Annotated in this window: 12 protein-coding genes and 1 other annotated feature; of the genes, 8 read left to right on the plus strand and 4 right to left on the minus strand. The window is 26.7% G+C overall.

Annotation, left to right across the window (positions count from 1 at the left end; all coding sequences use genetic code 11):
- Both P4S50_RS06135 and P4S50_RS06140 read right to left on the minus strand, forming a co-directional pair.
- On the minus strand, positions 1-348 hold the full coding sequence (locus P4S50_RS06135) for a CidA/LrgA family protein (protein WP_277733759.1): 348 nt from the start codon (positions 346-348) through the stop codon (positions 1-3).
- 132 nt (positions 349-480) lie between these two features.
- Positions 481-927, minus strand: coding sequence for a hypothetical protein (locus P4S50_RS06140; protein ID WP_277733761.1), 447 nt, complete (start codon positions 925-927; stop codon positions 481-483).
- A gap of 269 nt (positions 928-1,196) precedes the next feature.
- Here P4S50_RS06140 and P4S50_RS06145 point away from each other — a divergent pair, with 269 nt between their 5' ends.
- The 4 genes from P4S50_RS06145 (at position 1,197) to P4S50_RS06160 (ending at position 6,728) form a co-directional block, all read left to right on the plus strand.
- Entirely contained in the window at positions 1,197-1,364 is a 168-nt protein-coding gene (locus tag P4S50_RS06145) for a DUF3787 domain-containing protein (RefSeq protein WP_277733762.1), read from the plus strand.
- Positions 1,365-1,448: 84 nt separating this feature from the next.
- Positions 1,449-1,701 (plus strand) — a binding site (T-box leader).
- A 77-nt stretch (positions 1,702-1,778) separates the two neighbouring features.
- Complete coding sequence (gene asnS, locus P4S50_RS06150) at positions 1,779-3,170, plus strand: asparagine--tRNA ligase (protein WP_277733764.1); 1,392 nt, start codon at positions 1,779-1,781, stop codon at positions 3,168-3,170.
- 184 nt (positions 3,171-3,354) lie between these two features.
- Positions 3,355-5,853 carry a DUF2339 domain-containing protein gene (locus tag P4S50_RS06155; protein WP_277733765.1) on the plus strand — a complete coding sequence of 833 codons (2,499 nt, stop codon included), beginning with the start codon at positions 3,355-3,357 and terminating at the stop codon, positions 5,851-5,853.
- Complete coding sequence (locus P4S50_RS06160; RefSeq protein ID WP_277733766.1) at positions 5,850-6,728, plus strand: hypothetical protein; 879 nt, start codon at positions 5,850-5,852, stop codon at positions 6,726-6,728. Before P4S50_RS06155 ends, P4S50_RS06160 begins: the two co-directional genes overlap by 4 nt.
- Positions 6,729-6,878: 150 nt before the next feature.
- Here P4S50_RS06160 and P4S50_RS06165 read toward each other — a convergent pair whose 3' ends face one another.
- Both P4S50_RS06165 and P4S50_RS06170 read right to left on the minus strand, forming a co-directional pair.
- Positions 6,879-7,685 carry a metallophosphoesterase gene (locus P4S50_RS06165; RefSeq protein WP_277733768.1) on the minus strand — a complete coding sequence of 269 codons (807 nt, stop codon included), beginning with the start codon at positions 7,683-7,685 and terminating at the stop codon, positions 6,879-6,881.
- A 173-nt stretch (positions 7,686-7,858) separates the two neighbouring features.
- The gene (locus P4S50_RS06170; RefSeq protein WP_277733769.1) at positions 7,859-8,311 is read right to left on the minus strand and encodes a staygreen family protein; all 453 of its coding nucleotides are present in this window, start codon (positions 8,309-8,311) and stop codon (positions 7,859-7,861) included.
- A 429-nt stretch (positions 8,312-8,740) separates the two neighbouring features.
- Here P4S50_RS06170 and P4S50_RS06175 point away from each other — a divergent pair, with 429 nt between their 5' ends.
- The 4 genes from P4S50_RS06175 to P4S50_RS06190 all read left to right on the plus strand — a co-directional run bounded on the left by P4S50_RS06175 (position 8,741) and on the right by P4S50_RS06190 (position 22,306).
- On the plus strand, positions 8,741-9,919 hold the full coding sequence (locus P4S50_RS06175; RefSeq protein ID WP_277733770.1) for an ion channel: 1,179 nt from the start codon (positions 8,741-8,743) through the stop codon (positions 9,917-9,919).
- 129 nt (positions 9,920-10,048) lie between these two features.
- Complete coding sequence (locus tag P4S50_RS06180) at positions 10,049-11,230, plus strand: D-alanyl-D-alanine carboxypeptidase family protein (protein ID WP_277733771.1); 1,182 nt, start codon at positions 10,049-10,051, stop codon at positions 11,228-11,230.
- A gap of 53 nt (positions 11,231-11,283) precedes the next feature.
- Positions 11,284-13,749 carry a sugar phosphate nucleotidyltransferase gene (locus P4S50_RS06185; RefSeq protein WP_277733772.1) on the plus strand — a complete coding sequence of 822 codons (2,466 nt, stop codon included), beginning with the start codon at positions 11,284-11,286 and terminating at the stop codon, positions 13,747-13,749.
- Positions 13,750-13,816: 67 nt separating this feature from the next.
- Positions 13,817-22,306 carry a glycoside hydrolase family 94 protein gene (locus P4S50_RS06190; RefSeq protein ID WP_277733773.1) on the plus strand — a complete coding sequence of 2,830 codons (8,490 nt, stop codon included), beginning with the start codon at positions 13,817-13,819 and terminating at the stop codon, positions 22,304-22,306.
- Positions 22,307-22,340: the final 34 nt, after the last annotated feature.

Genomic DNA, 22,340 nt, shown 5'->3' on the forward strand with positions numbered 1-22,340 from the left:
TTAATCTCTCCTTCTTTTTAATATTTGAATTGTAAATCCAGTAGTAAATATTACTAATATAGTAGAAATAATAGATATAAAAAACAATATAAACCATTGCCCCTGTAATATATCAAGAGACGATATTAAGCCTACTCCTGCTGGTATAAAAAAGAAAGCCAGATTATTTAATAAAAACTTGCTTATATCCTCGATCATAGAAAGTTTGATTATACCTGTATTAAGAAATATAAATAACAAGATCATACCGATTATACTTCCGGGTAATGGAAATGATAAAAAATTAGAAATTACTTCTCCTAAAATGCATATAAATAAAACTATGCCTAGTTGTCTAAATAATTTCAAGAAAAACACCTCTTTCGATTAAAAGTATATTGTATACAGATAATATTTTATATCTTTTTATAAAAAAAATCTATACATAAACCCTAAATAAACTAAAAAACAGAATCTAATTTGAGATTCTGTTTAAAAAAATTATTTAACAATAATAGCTACTTTTTCTGGCTCATTGTAATATAAACGTAAGATTTGATTTTTTTTAACGTTATTTTCATCTAATCCTTTCTTTATGTTTAACTTAATAGGTAATTTTCCGTTTTTAAGTAGAAGTTCGTATTGATTTTCTTTCTTTTGGAAGTATATAACTTTTCCTTCATAGTATTTTAATTGCTGAAGTTTGTCTCTGTATAATTTTAAATAATAAAAACATCCAGCTGTAACAGCTAATGTAAGTCCGAATCTTGCCCAAATATTAGTAATAAATGATGATGTTCCAAAGAATGATAACAATATTAAAATAAAAGGTATAATTGATTTTTTTAATATCATCTTACCAAACATAGTAGATAAGTCCTTTTCGGCTTGATTCATATTTTTTAAGTCTACTTTCTTTTTTATTTCTTGTTTGAACTCTTTTTTCATAATAAATCCTCCTACAATTATATTTTCTTGAGTTATATGACTTAATAGTTATTATATAATTTAAAATTACTATTATATAATTACCATTATTAATTTATATTATAGATAATTATAAATACAACCTAAAACAAGTTTATTAAAATAAAAATCTAATCTAAAACATTTTACCATGAAAACAAGTAAAAATAAACTATGAGAATAAATTATAGTTATATAATTATAATAAATTTTTAAATTTAGTAAATAATATAAGCAAAGGAGTGATTGACATGAAAAACAAAGACAAAAGAAATAAATTTACTAACCTAACTGAAAGTCATGAAACTGCAGCATGGGCAGATATTGAAAGTGTATTTGATGAAACTAATGTATCAATACCAAGTGAGAGAGCAACTAGAGAAGCTAAAGAATGGGTAGATGATGAAAATCAGAAATAGATAAAGAAAAACTTTAATTACCAAATATGTTTGACATAAAAAAATAAAGATAATATAATATAAATACTAATTAAAGTAGAATATTTAAAAACAGTGAAGAGAAGAGTATCTATGAATTATTTTAATTAAAGCGAATTGGCGGCGGTGAGAGGTCAATATTAAAAGTCATAGAGAAGAACAACTTAGAGTTTCTAACCGAAATTGAGAAAATAGTAGGCTTAGACGGCTTCATACCGTTACAAATGAATAATATAAAGTTAATCTTTGTATTTATAGAAAGTGGCCATATTATGGCAATTAGGGTGGTACCGCGAATAATAAGTTTTTCGTCCCTTCATCAGGGATGAGAGACTTTTTTTTTATATCTAAAAAAATATAATAGAGAGTAAATAAAATATATAAGGAGGCAATAGTATGAAAAACATATTGGTAAAAGAAATTTATAGAGAAACAGAAAAGCATTCTGATCAGATGATACAAATATCAGGATGGATAAGAACACTAAGATCTTCAAAGGCATTTGGATTCATAGAATTAAATGATGGTAGTTTCTTTAAAAATATCCAAGTTGTGTTCGAAGAAAACTTAGATAATTTCAAAGAAATAAGTAAATTATCTATTAGTACATCTATAGTGGTTGAAGGTAAGCTGGTATTAACACCTGGAACAAAGCAACCTTTTGAAATAAAGGCGACTAAAATAACTGTTGAAGGAGAATCTTCAAGTGAGTATCCGCTACAAAAGAAAAGACATACTCTTGAGTATTTAAGAACTATAGCACACTTAAGACCACGTAGTAATACATTTTCAGCAGTGTTTAGAGTTCGTTCTATAGCGGCTTATGCTATACATAAATTTTTCCAAGAGAAAGGATTTGTATACACTCATACTCCTGTAATAACAGGTAGTGACTGTGAAGGTGCGGGAGAAATGTTTAGAATAACTACTTTAGATATGAAAAATCCTGCTGTTGATGAAGAGGGAAATGTGGATTATTCTAAAGATTTCTTTGGCAAAGAAACTAATTTAACAGTAAGTGGACAATTAGAGGCAGAAGCTTATGCATTAGCATTTAGAAATATTTATACTTTTGGACCAACGTTCAGAGCTGAAAATTCTAATACAACTAGACATGCATCAGAGTTTTGGATGATTGAGCCTGAGATTGCATTTGCAGATCTTAATGATTATATGGACTTAGCAGAAGAAATGATGACATATTTAATTGATTATGTTATGAAAAATGCTCCTGAGGAAATGGAGTTTTTCAACAAATTTATAGACAAAGGTTTACTTGATAGATTAAATAATGTAGTTAATTCTGATTTTGGTAGAATATCATATACTGAAGCTGTAGAAATTCTTAAAAATTCAGGTAAAGAGTTTGATTATCCAGTAGAGTGGGGATGTGACCTTCAAACAGAGCATGAAAGATATTTAACTGATGAGGTATATAAAAAGCCTTTATTTGTTACTGATTATCCAAAAGATATCAAATCTTTCTATATGAGACTTAATGATGATAACAAAACTGTTGCAGCTGCTGACTTATTAGTTCCTGGTGTAGGAGAAATAATCGGAGGAAGCCAAAGAGAAGAAAGACTTGATATACTAGAGTCTAGAATGAAAGAAATGAATCTTAATGAAGAAGATTACTGGTGGTATTTAGAGCTTAGAAAATTCGGTGGAACAAAGCATGCAGGATATGGACTTGGATTTGAAAGAGCTATAATGTATTTAACTGGTATGGGTAATATAAGAGACGTTATACCTTTCCCAAGAACACCAAAAAGTGCAGAATTTTAATTAATAATATTAATAATAAAGTAGATATTAACGTAGGTTAATATCTACTTTTTTTATTTATAACAAATGCACATATAATTCATTTATATAATAATTTGAATTATATGGTAAAATATAACTGGAATTAAGTTGATATGCCATATAGTTTGGAACTTTTAGCTTTCGCATAAATTGGAGGAATGTTATGGAACTTAAAAATAAAGTTAATGATCTTTTAAAAAATCAAATAGATATTATAAGTCAATATGAAGAACTTATAAAAGACTTGAATTTAGATAATACATTAAGCGAAAATATTGAACTTAAAAAAGAAATTGATAATTATAAAAAAAATACCAGAAAGCTAGAATATGAGAATAGGAGATTATTAGATGAAAATACCAATTTAAAAATGTCATTAAAAGAACAAATTATAAATGAAAAAATATCTATTTTGAATGCATCCAAGAAGAAGATAGATATGTATTTTAACAATGAAATAAATAAAAAAATTAATAAACTGAGCGCACTAGAAAGTTCTGCAAAAGATAGACTTGGTAAAATACAAAAGATTGCTAAAATAGAATTGTCAGTGGAAGAAGAAAATATTTTTTCTGATATAAAAAAATTAGAAGAAGAATTAAATCAAAAAATTAAAATAAAAAAAGAAAAAATAAAAAAAGAAAAAGAAGATATTATTGGTGAAATAAAGAGAGAATATAATGAATTGAAAAGTGAAGGAGTTAGTCAAGAAGTAATCGAAAGAAAGAAAAAGTACAATGATATAGAAGTGAAAATTGGACTTAATTGGATAAATAAAGCGGGTATAATTTTACTTTTACTTGGACTTGCTAGTGCAACAAAATATACATATTCAACATGGTTTAATGAATATGTAAAGGGAATTTCAAGTTTTATGTTAGGCGGATTACTTCTAGGGGCAGGAGAATGGCTAAATAGAAAAGAAAAAAATTTGTTTGCTCTTGGTTTAAGTGGTGGAGGAATAGGGGCATTATACTTCTCGATTTTTAGTAGTTACTTTATTTTAAATATACTTAATATGCCAATAAGTATATGTTTATCTATTTTAGTAACAATGGCATCCTTGTTATTATCAAAAAGATATAAATCTATGACAATATGTGGTATATCTCTTATAGGTGGATATTTACCATTCTTTACATATGTATTTGTTGAAGGAATAGGAGATATACAAATATATATAGCTATGGGATATTTATTAGCTTTGAATTTACTAGTTTTAAAATTGTCATTAGAAAGACGATGGATTTACATAAACTATTTGAGCTTTTTACTTAACATTCCTTGTTTTGTATATTTAGCTTTTGAATCACCAAGTAAGATTATTAGCATAGTTTATTCGATATTAACATTTATAATGTACTTATCTATAACTCTTACATATCCAATTAAAGAAAAAATTAATCTTAAAAAAGCAGATTTTATTTTATTAGGATTAAATACAGCAATAAATTGTTTAATTGTATATGAATTATTTGAAATTGGAGGATATCATTCATATGAGGGAATGCTTGCTCTTTCATATGCACTAATATATTTTGCTTTAGCTGAATTTATTAAAAAAAGTGCGTCACAAGAAAAAGAGACTCAAATGATGTTTTATATTACAGCCATGGCTTTTAGTATTTTGATTATACCTCTACAATTTGGGATCGAATGGGCCACACTTGGATGGCTTATAGAATCAATTTTAATAATCTTTTATTCTGTTAAAAACAATATGAGAAAAATGGAAATTGGAGGATGGATTGTATTAGCTTTAAGTGTAGGATTATTTATTATAGAAGACTTTTTTAATCCTTGGATTGCTGAGTACTTTACGCTGAAATATACTTTAATTACTTTAAGTATAATATATATATTTAGCCTCTATGCAGTGAAATTGAATGAAGAAGAACTGTTTAAATATACAAAGAAAGGTAAATTACTAACTTATTATAAATATTTTATGATTATCAGTACGTGGATATATTTATTAAGAATAGACTCTATTGTTTATGATAAATACACCAAAATATATTACTATGATAGTTTTTATTTTTTAATCTCTGAATCTTTAATTACTGCTGTTTTTGCTTATGGCATATCTAAAATAAAACTAATCAAAGATAATATAGTTGATAAAATATCTATTGTTCTATATGTTTTTGTAGATATATTAGGATTTGGTATGAACTTTTTTAATATGAGTTCATCTTTAAATGGTAGTCATAAAGTATTGCCTATTTTAATTTTAATAACTTACAATATATTTGTATTTTTTAGTGTAAAGGATTTAATATTAAAACTAATAAAGAAAAAAGCACTAAGCTTGGAAGTATACCCTATGGTTTTGGCTATATACATATTAGGATCGACTACATCTTTTCTTGTAAATCAATTTGATTTAAATAATATAAATCTTATAATAAGTATGTTCTTTATAGTGATGTCTTTTGTTTGCATAAGTTATGGATTTAAAAATAAGTTTGCTGTGATAAGAAGGTTTGGACTTGGATTATCGATATTCTCAACTGGAAAGTTATTTATATTTGATTTAGCATTTTTACATACAGGAGGAAAAATAATTGCATATTTCTGCTTTGGTATTGTATTAATAGGAATATCATATATGTATCAGAATCTTAGAAGAAACATAGAAGTGGGAGATGAAGATGCATGAAGAATGTAGTACTACTAACAGTTTTATTATTTTTTTCTATTCATATTTTAAGTTTTGCAAATGAAGATATTGATGATTGGAAATTTTCAAAAGAGATTTATTATAGTGATCATAAAGAATACAAATCAATTTTTTTAGATGAAGAAATTTATAGATATGCAAAAGATGATTTATCAGATCTTAGAATTATTAATAATCAAAATGAATTTGTACCTTACTATGTATTTAATAAAAACTCCGTAAAAATAAAACAGGTACATTTTAACATTAATTTAGAAAATAATGATACTGTCATATTAATAAATAATGAAGATAATCTAAATATAAGGGATATTAAAATTATTAGTCAAGATAACTTTAAGAGAAAGTATGATACATACTATAAGAATGGTAAATACGAAGAATTTTACACGGTTGATTCTGGAATGATTTATAGATTAAATTTAAAAAATCATAAAGAAGAAAAGAATAATGTAATAACAGACTTCAATTTAAATTACTTTTCCAAACCAAATATTATTAAAATAATTATACATAATAAAGATGATAAGCCTATTAATATAGACAATATACATATTAACTATTATACAGATAAAATAGTATTTAAAAAAGATGACAACAAAAAATATAAACTTTTATTTGGTAATAAATATGCTAAAATGCCTTCTTATGATATAAAAAGCTATAAAGATTATATAGAAAAAGAAGACCAAGAAATATGCAATATATCAAATTTAACTGAACAAAATAAAAACTATAAGGAAAAAGAATATAAAGAAATAAATCATAAATTAATATTAAATATAATTGTCATTTTAATTTCGTTAATTCTTGTAATGATAATAATGAGAAAATCAACACCAGAAGAGCCGTAAGGCTCTTTTTTTCATATAAGTAAATAATACGATTTTCGACTTGTGGATAATATTGATGAAAGAATTGAATTATCAACTATTTTAAGCAATGGAGCCCGTTAGGACTCGTTGGCGATATGAGCTATACGTTAGTATGAAGTGAATTTTTTATTAATCATTTTTTTTATTTTGTAAAATAATTAAGCTTATTTGACTTTTGTTTAAGAACCTTATAGGTAAAGTACTTGTTCCTAAACCACTGTCTATATAAATCGATCTATCTGTGTCTAATTCATATAAACCTTTATCGTATTTTGGGAAAAAGCCTTGTCCTGGAGCTATAAGACCTCCTATTATAGGTAATCTAATTTGTCCACCATGTGTATGACCACATAAAATTAAATTGGAGTCTATATTTTCATATTTTAAAATAACATTAGGCGAGTGGGATAATAAAATAGTAAAAAAATTAGAATCGATATTTTCAAAAGCTGAATAAATATCTTCATGGTTGCTGTAAGGATCATCAATTCCGCAAATATTTATTTTTGTATTATCATTTTCAAATACCTTATTTGAATTGTTTAAATCTATTAAGTTTTTCTTTTTTAGAGAAGCTATAAATTCATCTTTATTTGGGTTTCTCCATTCATGGTTACCGCTTACAAAATATACATTTGGATTTACACTTATCAATGAATCTAAAAATGAATATATATGCTCGAAATCTTCAGTTTTAGCATCTATAATATCTCCAGTTAAAACAATCATATCTATATTTGATTCCCTAATATAATGTATTAAACCTGTATTATTTAAATTTCTGTTGTGAATATCGGATATTTGAAGTATTCGTATACTTGAATCATTAGAAATTTTATCTGAATATATATTTACTTTATTAACTTTAATGTCTGTTACTTGATAGTAGATATATGAGCATAAAATTATTAATATTAATACCAGGATTTTTTTCATATTTCCAACCTCTCTTTTTATTCTATAGGAATCTATAGGATTTTGGATCTGTAGATAATATTGATTAAATACTATACTCGCAATTAGACGAATTTTTATTTATAAGAAAATTATATAATTTAATGACAAATACTAAAAGTCCTAATTTCAACTGAAATTAGGACTTTTATCATTTAAATAAAATAATCTTTGACTCTTCCAAAGTATTCTACTTTATTAAAAGCAGGGTATATAGAATTGAATTTTATAAATATAGGTGAGTTATATAAATAGGGATGAGCTTTATAAAAAGTTTTATCTCCGTTGATTATAGCCGTAAGAGCTAAAGGAAGTTCTTTTTGAAATATATTATATCGTATTGCAGATCTTTTAAAGTCAAACTCACCACCACTTATATAAGCATACAACTGTAGATAATACATATTGTTAAAATTTATCCACTTGCCTAAAACTTCATCTCTAAAAGATGTAATAGCCTTGTAGTTATAATCTTTTCCTATGTCTAAGAAAAGCTCACCTGTTTCATCAGAATGGGTAAGCGTATATTTTCTTGGTATTATAGGACTTACTTTATTAACGCCATCCATAAAGGTGACATGCAATTTGGATTTATCAAAATTAGACACAAAATATCCCTCCTTATACAACAGTTTATGAAGTATATGTATTTATTGTTATATACAATTCCCGGGAAATATTTAGATGTTTATTTTTAAAATAATACATTGCATTTTGTTTAGGGATAAAAATTATATAAAGTGTCAATAATATATTATAAATGTCTTCTTATAACAAATAGAAAATTATAAATATTTAAAGTTTTTGAATGAATATAATTTATGGTGCAAATTACAGTATATATGAGATGGCGATATGATTCAGTGCGTAGAAAGTAGATGAATTTTTTATACTTAAAGAGATTATATCATTTTTTATTTTATGGATAACTTATAGAAAAGGATACAATTACAACTATTTTTAAGCAACAGAGTCCTAAGACTTGTTGGCGTCATGAGAGTAGCGAATTTTTTATAGTTTATGGAGGTTAGTGTTTTATGAAATGCAAGTGGGAGCTTGGAGATTGTAAATGCTATAGATATACAGATGATGTTTCACAATACTGTTTATTTCATAGAAAGGTTAAATCAGAAAAAGAAAAAGAAACTATAACTAATATATTAAATGGAGATATAGAAGCAAATAAGTATTTCTGGAATAAGAAAGAAAATATATACGATTTTAGAGGGATTATATTTGATCAAGATATAAATATGCTAAATATAAAAATAAGTAATCTAAATAAAAAAGCTTCTTTTGATTTTTCTTATTCACTATTTAATAAAAATGTATATTTCGATGATTACAAATTTTACTCAAATGTTTTGTTTATAAATACAAGGTTTAATCAAAATGTTTCTTTTGAAAATTGTGTATTTATAAGAAATTGTATATTTGATAAGAGTGAATTTTTAAGCAGTAAAAGTATATCTATTTTTTATATGTCTAAATTTCTAGGACAAAAGTTTATATTTAAAAATATATCAAACGGAGTGAAATTTGATGGAGTTAGATTTTCTTCTAACACTAAATTTGTACTTGAAAATGTAGACTACGATAAAGAAAGATATACAGATGCTAGAAATGCATATAGAATTGCTAAAAATCAATCTAATATAATAGGCGATTATGAAGAAAGTGGTAAGTATTACTATCAAGAGAGAATGTACAATGGGAAAATGATATTTCCCAGTATAAAAGACGAAAATAAAAATGGATCTAAACTTAAAAAAAATAAAATTTATAAAATTTTGAGAGAAAAGAAATATCACAAATATATATTACCTAAAATAATGGATTTGCTATCTAAATATATAGTGGGATATGGAGAAAAACCACAAAATGTTTTGTTTTTTTCATTTATTTTGATAAGTATATTTGCTTATTTATATATGATAGCTGGACTTAGATTTAATATAAATTTTGATTGTACAATGAATTATCATAATACAATTAAGTACAGTTTTTCACAAATATTAAATTTGGATTTTAAAAAGTTTATGAGCGATTATTTTCAGGCTTGGTACTTCAGTATAGTTACATTTACTACAGTTGGTTATGGCGATATTATACCTATAAATTATCATGGAAAGATATTGGCTTCAGTTGAAATGTTTTTGGGTGTAACTGTTATAGCTACATGGACATCAACTGTTGTCAGAAAAATGTCAAGGTAAAGTGAACTTAATTCGGATGGAGTTTTTACTTCAATTGGTATGAAAATTTACTTTATATGAATTATAAAAAAACAAATAGTAAATATTAAATAGTATTAAAACAAGTAAACTTTTGAGGAGAGTGATAAATTGAAATCTAAAATGGCAACATTAATAATTGTATTTGTATTATTTACAAATGTATCAAATGCTCAAAATTATGATATGGATAAATATATAAAGGCTTCTATACTTATAAATCAGGAAAGTGGAACTGTTCTATATGAAAAAAATGCAGATCAGCAGATGCCGTGTGCAAGTTTAACAAAAATGATGACTTTGTTAGTAACTCTAGACAGTATAAAGAATAATAAAGTATCAAAAAATGATATCGTAGAGATCAGTTCTAAAGCGGCTAAAACAAGAGGATCCACTTATAGATTAAAAACAGGAGAAAAGGTTAAGTTGATAAACCTAATGAAAGGGATAATGGTTGTATCTGGAAATGATGCGGCAGTTGCAATATCAGAACATGTAGGAGGAGATACGAAAACATTTGTTTCAATGATGAATAAAAAAGCTAAAGAAATAGGTATGAACAAAACTTCATATATTAATCCGAATGGACTACCTGTTTACGGAATAAATGGAGATATGAAAACTCCTAAAGAAAATATGTCTACAGCTAGAGATTTAAGTTTATTAGCAAAGTATCTAATAGATAATTATAAACAAGATGTTTTAGCTATAACTAGTATAAAAACTCATACAAATTACAAAAGAGGGTTTATAGGAAATAATACTAATGCTTTACTTAGAATAATGCCAGGTGTTGATGGACTAAAAACAGGATTTACTGGAAGGGCTGGGTATTGTTTAGCGTCTACTATGAATATAAAAAGTACAAATGAAAATAATAAGGATTTTAGAGTTATAAGTGTGGTTCTAGGAGGACAAAGTTCTAAAAAAAGAACAAGCGCATCAAAAGAACTTTTAGAATATGCAAAGAATAACTTTAATAAAATTAGAATAGTAAAAAAAGATACATTTATAGGTAAGACGTATTTATACGGAGAAAGTGAATTAGAAATAAATTTAAAAACGAAAGAAGATTTATGGGTTGTAAAAAAAGATAAAGAAAAAATTGAAAGAAGTATTATTTTGGATAAGTTAACATATCCTATAAATATAGGAGATAAAGTTGGAAAAATAAATTATTATACACAAGATGGCGTCAATGTAGCAAGTATAGATATTGTAAGTGATAGTGAAATAAAAACAATATCTATGAAAACAAAATTAAAACTATTTATAGATAAAATTGTAAATTAATGTATTTAAATTAAGTACTTGGAGATTATATAGATAGTTATTATTTGTAAGGAGTGATTGATATTAAAGCAGTTATTATGGCTGGAGGTAAAGGAACTAGGTTAAGACCTCTTACGTGCGATATACCAAAACCTATGGTACCGATACTTAATAAACCGGTTATGGAGTACTCTATTGATCTATTAAAAAAGCATGGCATAAAGGATATAGCTGTAACTATGGCTTATATGCCATCTATTATAATGGATTACTTTGAAGCTGGAGATAAATGGAATGTAAATCTTGAATATTTTATAGAAGATACACCTCTTGGAACAGGAGGGAGTGTTAAAAATGCACAAGAATTTTTAGATGATACATTTATAGTTATAAGTGGTGATGCATTGACTGATCTTGATATAAGTAAAGCTATTGATTATCATAGACAAAAAAAATCAAAAGCAACTATTATTTTAAGAAGAGAGGATGTACCTCTGGAATATGGAGTTGTTATAACAGATGAATCAGGTAAAGTTATAAGATTTTTAGAAAAACCAAGTTGGTCTGAGGTGTTTAGCGATACAGTAAATACTGGTATTTATATTTTGGAACCGGAAATTTTAGATTATTTTGATAAAGATGTAAACTTTGATTTTAGTAAGGATCTATTTCCTAAATTATTAGAAGACAAAATCCCTATGTACGGATATATTACGGAGGAGTATTGGAATGATATAGGGGACTTAAACTCTTATATGGAAACACATTTTAATATATTAGACAGAAAAGTTTGTGTAGATATTAATGCAAGAGAAATAGAAAAAGGAATATGGATAGAAGATGGAGTTGAAATCGGAAAAAATACTAAATTGAGTTCCCCTGTTTATATAGCTCAAAATTCTAGTATTAAAGACAATGTAAATATAAATGCATATTCAATTATTGGACCTAACTGCGATATAGGAAACCATAGTAGTTTAAAAAAGAGCATACTTTGGAAAAATTCTAAAATAGGAAGCAGCACTCATTGTAGAGGGTCGGTTTTATGTAATGATGTAGAATTGCAAAGTAGAATAAATACATTTGAAAAATCTGCAATAGGTAAAGGAAGTCTGTTGTCGTGTGGAGTAAAGGTGAATCCTAATGTCAAGATATGGCCGGATAAGATAATTAAAGAAGATACAATAATAAGTCAAAATGTAGTATGGGGTACTAAAGTAGAAAAAAATATTTTTGGGTACAAAGATGTATCTGGACATATAAATACACAGATAAATCCTGAGTTTTCATCAAGACTTGGTTCTGCATATGCATCTACACTTCATAAAGATACATCCATTATTATTAGCTGTGATTGTTTTAATGCTTCACAAATAATTAAAAATTCATTAATATCAGGAATACTTTCAACTGGAGTTGGGGTTATAGATATTAAAAATACAAATCTTGCAATAAATAGATTTGCAATAAGACATTATAAAGCAAAAGGTGGGGTACATGTTAGTATAAATCATTTGAAAAATGATGAAGTCCATATTGAATTCATGAATGAAACTGGAGCAAATATAGATAGGGCTACAGAAATAAAAATAGAAAATTTATTTAATAGAGATGATTTTGAAAGATGTAACGCAAAAGATATTAAAGATATTATAGAAGTGGATAATTTCCATTACTTTTATATAGATGATAATATGAAAAACATAAATAATTTATATGAGATAAAAACTATTAAACCTAAAATATTAGTAAGTTCTATATGTAGTGATGTTATGAAGTTGGCCTATAAGGTTTTTGAAAAAATAGGTTGTGATGTAACGTGTGATCATTCTATTAAAGATTATGAAGATATTGATTTATATTTAAGTAATATGGCCAAAAATGTAGTTGAGAATAATTTAGATTTTGGAGTTGTATTGAGTCAAAATGGAGAAAGTGTATTAATAATAGATGAAAAAGGAAGAATAATAGACAATGAAAAATACAATATTTTAACAACTCTTATTTTATTAAAATCAAAAAATATCAAAAGAATAGTAATTCCTCATACTATGCCTACGATAATACAAAAACTGACACAAAAACACGATGTTGAAATAATTAAGACAAAACATTCTCACTCTTGTTTTATGAATGCTGTTCTAAGAGATGAAGAGATGTTTACTCAGTATTTATTCAATTTTGATGCCGTTAGTGCCGTTTGTAAAATTATAGATTTTTTAGCTGAAAATAAAATCAGACTTAGTCATATAGTAGATGAGATTCCTGAATTTTATTTTATAAAAAAACAAATTGAGTGTGAGTGGGATGATAAGGGACGAGTTATAAAAAATATAATAATGCAAAATGATAATAGAAATATAGAATTATTTGAAGGTGTGAGAATCAATACTGATAAAGGTTGGTGCTTAGTTTTACCAGATAAAGAAAAAGCTCTATTCAATCTATACACTGAGGGTATTTGTCAAGAGTATGCTGAAGAACTTTCGATAGATTTAAGTTCAAAAATAGAGAATTTACTAAAAAATAAGAGGCTATAATGCCTTTTATTTTTTACAATAAATAGCAAAGTAGACGACAACTCTTTTACTAGGAGGAATTTAAGATATGAGTGAGTACAATAAAAAAATAGATGGATATGAAAATATCAGTATGGATAATATTTTATTGAGTAATGAAGAACTTCAAAATCACTGCATGAATATAGCTAAAAAACACATAGTAAGTGAAAAATATACAAGCTGTAAGTCTTTATTACCTAGATTGAATAATAATTATAATGTTATATCTAAATTGTATAAACATTTAAATGAAATAGATGAAGAAAGAGTAAATTTATCTGGAGCTTCGAATTGGCTATTAGATAATTTTTACAAATTAGAGGAAGAAGTTAAGTTTGTAAGACAAGAAGTAGATAAAGACAGATTTTTAGAATTGAATATATTGGCAAATGGTATATTTGAAGGATTTCCAAGAGTATATGATATATTATTTGAACTTGTATCTCATACTGATGCAAAATTAGATGAGAATGTAATAATAGAATTTATAAAGTCATATCAAAAACACAGTATTCTTTCCATGGCAGAAATATGGTCTTTGTCTATTGTGATTAGATGTTGCCTTATTGAAAAAATAAGAAATATTTGTGAACTTATTTATAAAGATCAGTTAAAGTATGAAAATATAAAAAGTCTAAATATAAATAATGAAGAACTTATGAACTTTATTAGAAAAGAAATTAATAAAGAAAATAAAATTGATTTTTTTTATATTGAATATTTGATGAAAAAAATGAGAAGTGAAGACTATGATTTAGGAAAAATAAAAAGCTTTATAGAACAAAATTTGTCTGAATATAATATAACTTTAGATGAAATAATAGACATTCAACATAAGGAACAGGCTTATAGACAAATGGCAATGGGAAATTCTATAATGAGCTTAAATCAAGTTTCTAAGTTAAATTGGATAAGTGTATTTGAATCATTATCTGTAGTTGAAAAAATTTTAAAAAATGATCCTTGTAGTATATATATTAAAATGGATTTTGAGAGTAGAGATTACTATAGAAGAAAAATTGAAAAAATATCTAAAAAATACAATATATCCGAATTTGAAATATCACAAAAGGCTATTGAATTATCAAATAAGATAGATGATAAAGATAATAAGTTAAATCATGTTGGATATTACATAGTGGGAAATGGAATAACAGAGTTATTAGGATGTTTTGGATATAAAGATATTTCAAATAAAAATACGAAATATCCCTATGTCATATATTTTTTGCCTATAATAATGATAACATGGATATTAACTTTATTGATGACAATGTACTCTTACAAAATGTCTAGCAATATATATATTAGCTTATTGGCATTTATTTTTTCATATATACCATCAAGTACTATTGGTATAAGTTTAGTTAATTGGGTTGTAACTCATAATGTTGAACCTGATTATTTACCTAAATTAGAATATAGTAATGGTATAGGTGAGGATGCTTCAACTATGGTTGTAATACCTACTTTAATCACAAATGAAAAAGCTGTTGATGAGCTTATAGACAAGCTTGAGGTATATTATAATTCAAATAAAGAGGATAATATATATTTTTGTATAGCTGGAGATTTTAAGGATTCGAAGCAAGAAACTACAGATAAAGACGAGATTATAGTAGAGAAAGCATTTAAGAAAATAAGAAAGTTAAATGAAAAGTATAAAAAAGGCGATATATTTTTCTATTTTCATAGACATAGAACGTATTCAAAACAGGAAAATAAATGGATGGGATGGGAGAGAAAAAGAGGTGCTCTGGTAGAATTAAATGAATTATTAAAAGGATCTAATAACACGTCTTATTCTATGATATCATCAGATATTTCTCATATACAAAATAAGATTAAATATGTAATAACTATTGATGCGGATACAAATCTTGTTATGGATAGTGCTAAAAAATTGATAGGAACTATAACTCATCCTTTAAACAAAGCTATTTTGAGTAAAGATAGGAATTTGGTTGTAGATGGTTATGGTATCATACAGCCTAGAATAGGTCTTGATATTGAGAGTACAGGAAAAAGTATGTTCACAAAAATATTTGCAGGGCAAGGTGGTATAGATAGTTATACTACTGCTATTTCTGATGTATATCAAGATTTGTTTTTTGAAGGAATTTTCACTGGAAAGGGTATATACGATTTAAATGTATTTGATGAGGTTCTTAAAAAATCTATTCCTGAAAATAGTATTTTAAGTCATGACCTATTGGAGGGATGTTATATAAGAACTGGCCTTGCAACAGATATAGAACTTATAGATTCATATCCCTCTAATTATAGTTCTTTTAGTATGAGACTTCATAGATGGATAAGAGGTGATTGGCAGCTAATAAAATGGCTGTTTTCAAAAAATCCACTATCCACTTTATCTAAATGGAAGATAAAAGATAATTTGAGAAGAAGTTTAGACTGTGTTTCTACATTGATTTTAATTATATTAGGGTTAACTATTCTTCCTGGTTATTGGTGGTGTTGGGTAGGTTTTTCAGTGTTTGCATTTATACTGCCTATAATATTAGAATTTATAAACTGTATAGTATGTAAATATTATAAAAATATAACTACAAAGACGAATTCGGATTTGATATATGGATGTAGAGAGTTGTTATATCAAGCTTTAATTTTATTCGCTTTTTTACCATATCAGTCATATTTAATGCTAGATGCTATAAGTAGAACTTTGTATAGAGTTTTTGTATCTAAAAGTAATTTATTAGAATGGACAACAGCTGCTGATGCAGAAAAGAAAATTAAAAATGATATGAATAGTTATTTAAAAAGAATGCAGGTTTGTATTTATGTATCTGTTATTACATTCGGACTTGTATACATCTTAAATCCTACAAATATTATATATGCTTTTTTAATATGCTTATTGTGGTTTATATCACCATTTATAGCTTATAAAATAAGCGAGCAAATTGATAGAAATACTAAAATTGATATTGATAAAGAAGATAGAATACTAATTAGAAAAATAGCTAGAAAAACTTGGCTATACTATGAAAAGTTTGCAGGAAAAGATCAAAACTATCTTCCTGCTGATAACTTTCAGGAAAATCCATATAATGGAGTTGCTAAAAGAACATCACCTACTAATATAGGATTTTTATTGATATCTATAATGTCTGCAAGAGATTTAGGATATATATCTACTACAACTATGTTAAATAAAATAACTAACACATTAGAAACAATTAATAAGCTAGAAAAGTATGAAGGACATTTATTTAACTGGTATGACAATAAAAATCTGAATGTTTTATTGCCAAGATATATATCAACTGTAGATAGTGGTAACTTTGTAGGATATTTAATTACTTTAAAGCAAGGATTGTTAGAATATATTAGTAAGCCTATAGTAGATAGATCTATTTTAGAGGGAATTAGAGATAGTATAATGGTTTGTGATTGTGAATATGAAGATATAGACTCTATTATTCAAAAAGAAAGTTTATGTATTAATGATTTTGAAAAACTATTTGTAGAGTTGCTTTTAAATGAACAAATTTATAATAATACAGATTTGAATATACGTGATTTCATCAAAAGTATTATAAATGATATTAATTCTTTTTTATTAAATGATCATCATAAGAGATATTTAAATACTATTGAAGGTTTGAATAAATTAGTAGAGAAAGTAAATATAAATACAAATATATTAACACTTAGACAAATTTATAAAGATATATTGAAAAAAATAGATGATATGAAAATTCAAAATGAGGACAGTATTTCTTTAAACGTAGTTATATCTGATTTAATAAATAATATAGATGAATTTGAAGAAACGATAATAGATTTAACTAAAACTATAGATGACATTGTAGATAATACAGATTTTACTAAATTGTACGATGTTGAAAAAGATTTGTTCTCAATTGGATATGATATAGATTCAAATAAGCTTACAAATTCATATTATGATCTTTTAGCATCTGAGGCAAGGCTTACAAGTTATATTGCTGTTGCAAAAAAACAGATTCCTCAAAAGCATTGGTTTAAATTAGGTAGATCTTTATCTATAGTTGATGGATACAGAGGTTTGGTTTCTTGGACTGGTACTATGTTTGAATATTTTATGCCTCCTCTTATAATGAAAAATTATACTAATTCACTTTTAGATGAGACATATAATACTGTAATTAGAGCTCAGAAAAAATATGGAACGAAGAGAGATGTGCCATGGGGTACTTCTGAGTCAGGTTATTATAAGTTCGATATGGATTTGAATTATCAGTATAAGGCTTTTGGAGTACCAGATCTGGGTCTTAAAAGAGGTCTTTCGAAAGATATGGTTATATCTCCATATTCTACTGTGTTAGCTTTATTGTTTGATCAAAATGATTGTATTACAAATATTAAAAAACTTATTAATATGGGAATGGAAGGAAAATACGGATTATATGAAGCTATTGATTTTACAAATGATAGAGTGGCACTTGATAAAGATAGCTCTATAGTAGAAAGTTTTATGGCGCATCATCAAGGAATGAGCTTTGTAACTATTAATAATTATTTGAATTTTAATATAATGCAAAAGAGATTTCATTCAGATCCAGCTGTCAAAGGAGCAGAAATACTTCTTCAAGAGAAGATACCTGTAAGAAGCATTATAACTAAAGAGTATAAGGAAGAGATAAAGCCTTTAGAGAAAGATAAAAATATTGCCCCTAAGGTAACTCGAGAATATGATGATATTAATTATGGAATTCCTAGATGTCATATTTTATCAAATGGAAAATATTTGAGTATGGTTACTGATTGTGGATGTGGATATATTAAAAAGAATAGATTACAGATTAGCAGATGGAGAGAAGACTTAGTAACTGGCAATTATGGGTTATATATATTTGTGAAAAATTTAAATAATAACGATATTTTTTCAACTACTTATAAGCCTATAGACACTAAACCAGATTATTATAAAGTAAGATTCCATCAAGATAAGGCTGAATTTATAAGAAAAGATAATTATATAACAACAAACACACAAGTGATAGTATCTACAGAAGATGATGCTGAAATAAGAAAAGTTACTATTACTAACAATTCTAATGAATCTGCAATAATTGAATTAACTAGTTACTTAGAAACTGTTCTTATAGACCAGGCTGCTGATATTGCGCATCCAGCGTTTACTAATTTATTTATAAGAACAAAGCCAGTTTTAGAATATGAGAGTATAATATGTTCAAGAAGACCAAGAAGTGAAGGAGAGCAAAAAGTATGGATGTCTCATACGATTTCTACTAATGCTAATAGTATAGGTAATTTAGAGTATGAAACAAATAGAGGTAATTTTATAGGTCGAGGTAATAATATCAAAAACCCAAAAGCTTTGAATCAACCACTGACTAATACTTGTGGAGCTGTATTAGATCCAATAATGAGTTTGAGGAAAAAGGTAAATATAGATGTTGGTTGTAGTGTGGATGTGTTTTTTACTACTTCTATTGCAGATAATATGGAAGATATATTGAGTTTATCTAAAAAATATCATGATATATCTTGTATGGATAGAATATTTGAATTATCAGATATTAGAAGCCAAGTGGAGAGTTCTTATTTAAATTTTGATGAAGAAGAAGTAACTACTTATCAGGATATGATATCTCATATACTATATTTAAGTCCTAGTAAAAGAAGGTATCAAGATATAATAAAGAATAATATAAAGGCTCAACATTCGCTTTGGGGTTATGGAATATCTGGAGACATACCTATAGTCCTTGTCAGTATAAAAAATGAAGAAGAAATAGATATTGTTAAACAAGTTTTAAATGCTCATGAATATTTTAGGATGAAGGGATTAGTTGTTGATATTTTGATTTTGAATGAGGATGAGAGCAATTATTTACAGCCACTTCAGGATCTTATAATTGAAACAGTTAGGTCGAAATATGGATATGATTTAATAGATAAGCACGGTGGTATATTTATAAGGAATGCAAATACGATTCCTAGAGAAGATCAAGTTCTTTTTTACTCAGCTGCAAGAATAGTTTTAAAATCTGGATGTGAGTCTATTAAGTCTCAATTAGATTATGAAGATTATGATTATGATATAGAACAAAAAGTGTTTAATGAAGATGATAAAGAGTATGAAAGTTCAGATGAACAGTTAGATCTGGATTATTTTAATGGATATGGAGGATTTTCTAAAGATAAAAAAGAGTATGTTATAAGGATAACTGAAGAGACTAGTACCCCTCTACCTTGGATAAATGTAATATCTAATAAAAAATTTGGATTTCAAGTATCTGAGAATGGTTCTGGATATACATGGTCTGAAAATAGTAGGGAAAATAAGTTGACTCTTTGGTCAAATGATCCTGTAATAGATCCAAGTTCAGAGGTTATATATATAAGAGATGATTATAGTGGTAGAATATGGACTACAACTCCTCTTCCTATAAGAGAGAAGGAAAGTTATACAGTGCATCATGGGCATGGATATTCAAAATTTATTCATGATAGTAATGGAATACAACAAGAACTTGTTATGTTTGTTCCAACTGATAAATCTATCAAGATTAGTATGATTAAACTTAAAAATAAGTCAGATAGTAAAAGAAAATTAACTCTTACAAACTATATAAGACCTGTAATGGGAGTTAGTGATCAGACTATGCAAAAATATGTAATAACAGATATTAACGATGATATAATGATTATTAAAAATCCTTATAATCCAGATTATTCACCTAAAATTAGTTATATGGCATGTTCTGAAAAGGTTAGTTCCTATACAGGTGATAGATTAGAATTTTTAGGATTTAATGGAGAATTGAAAAGTCCAGCTAGTTTAAAAAGAGAAGGGTTATCAAATAATATAGGGGCTGGATTTGATCCATGTGCATGTATACAAACTTGTATTGAACTTGATATTGGTGAGGAAAAAGATATTGTATTCTTATTAGGTCAAGATGTTGAGATTCAAAATATACATCATATGGTAAATGAATATACGAATGTAGATAGAGCTAAGAATGCATTAGATAAGTCAATTAAAATGTGGGATGATATACTAGGAAAAATTCAGGTTAAGACTCCAGATAAGTCTATGGATTTGATGTTAAACAATTGGCTGTCTTATCAAAATATATGCTGTAGAATATGGGCAAGATCAGCTTTTTATCAATCTGGAGGTGCTTATGGATTTAGAGATCAACTTCAAGATTCTATGAATGCTCTAAATTTAATTCCAAATCAAACTAGAGAACAAATATTACTTCATTGTGCACATCAGTTTGTTGAAGGTGATGTACAGCACTGGTGGCATCCTGGACCTGAGGCTGATAAGGGGATAAGAACAAAGTTTTCTGATGATTTACTTTGGTTACCTTATGCAACGATTGAGTATATAAAAAATACTGGAGATTATTCTATATTAAAAGAGGAAGTTCATTTCTTAGAAGAGGAAGAATTAAAAGAAGAAGATGAGCGATATGGTACACCTAGAGTATCTAAGGAAAAAGGATCTGTATATAATCATTGCATAAGAAGTATTGAAAGATCTCTAAAATTTGGAGAACATGGTATTCCTCTTATGGGGTCTGGAGATTGGAATGACGGTATGAGTACTGTTGGAAATAAGGGAAAAGGCGAAAGTGTATGGCTTGGATGGTTTTTATACACTATTTTAGGTGGTTTTTCAAAAATATGTGAGAAAATGAATGATTTAGATAATCAAAAGAAATACAATGATTATGCTAAAAAAATATTAAGTTCAATAGAAGAAAATGCATGGGATGGTAAGTGGTATAAAAGAGCTTATTTTGATGATGGAACTCCTCTAGGATCTATACAAAATTCAGAATGCATTATAGATTCACTAGCACAATCTTGGGCTGTTATATCTGATGGTGGTGATAAGGGTAGAAGAGAAGAAGCCATGGAATCTTTAAACAAGTATTTAGTAAAAGAAGATGATGGAATGATTCTTCTGTTTACGCCTCCTTTTGATGAAGGAAATATAAATCCTGGATATATAAAGGGATATGTACCTGGAGTTAGAGAAAATGGAGGTCAATATACACATGCAGCAACATGGGTTATAAAAGCATATGCTATGATGGGAAAAGGAGATAAAGCATGGAAACTGTACAACAGTATAAATCCTATAAATCACACTAGAACTGGTAAAGAATGTTCAAAATATAAGGTAGAACCATATGTTATGGCAGCTGATGTATACTCTACTGATTCTCATATAGGTAGAGGTGGATGGACTTGGTATACAGGAACAGCAGGATGGATGTATAAAGTAGGTATTGAAGACATTTTAGGATTAAAAAAATATGGAGATGAAATAGTAATAGATCCATGTATACCTAACGATTGGAAACAATACTCTATAGAGTATAAATATGGAGAATCTAAGTATAGTATATTAATTAAAAATCCTCATAAAGTAAATAATAATGTAAAGTATATAACTGTAAATGGAAACAAAAAAAATTCGAATAAGATAAAACTTATAGATGATAAGAAAGAACACAATATTGAGGTTATTTTAGGGTAATATAAAATATAATTCAAGTGAAATATGTACAATT

This window comes from Tepidibacter hydrothermalis (assembly GCF_029542625.1).
Classification (GTDB): domain Bacteria; phylum Bacillota; class Clostridia; order Peptostreptococcales; family Peptostreptococcaceae; genus Tepidibacter_A; species Tepidibacter_A hydrothermalis.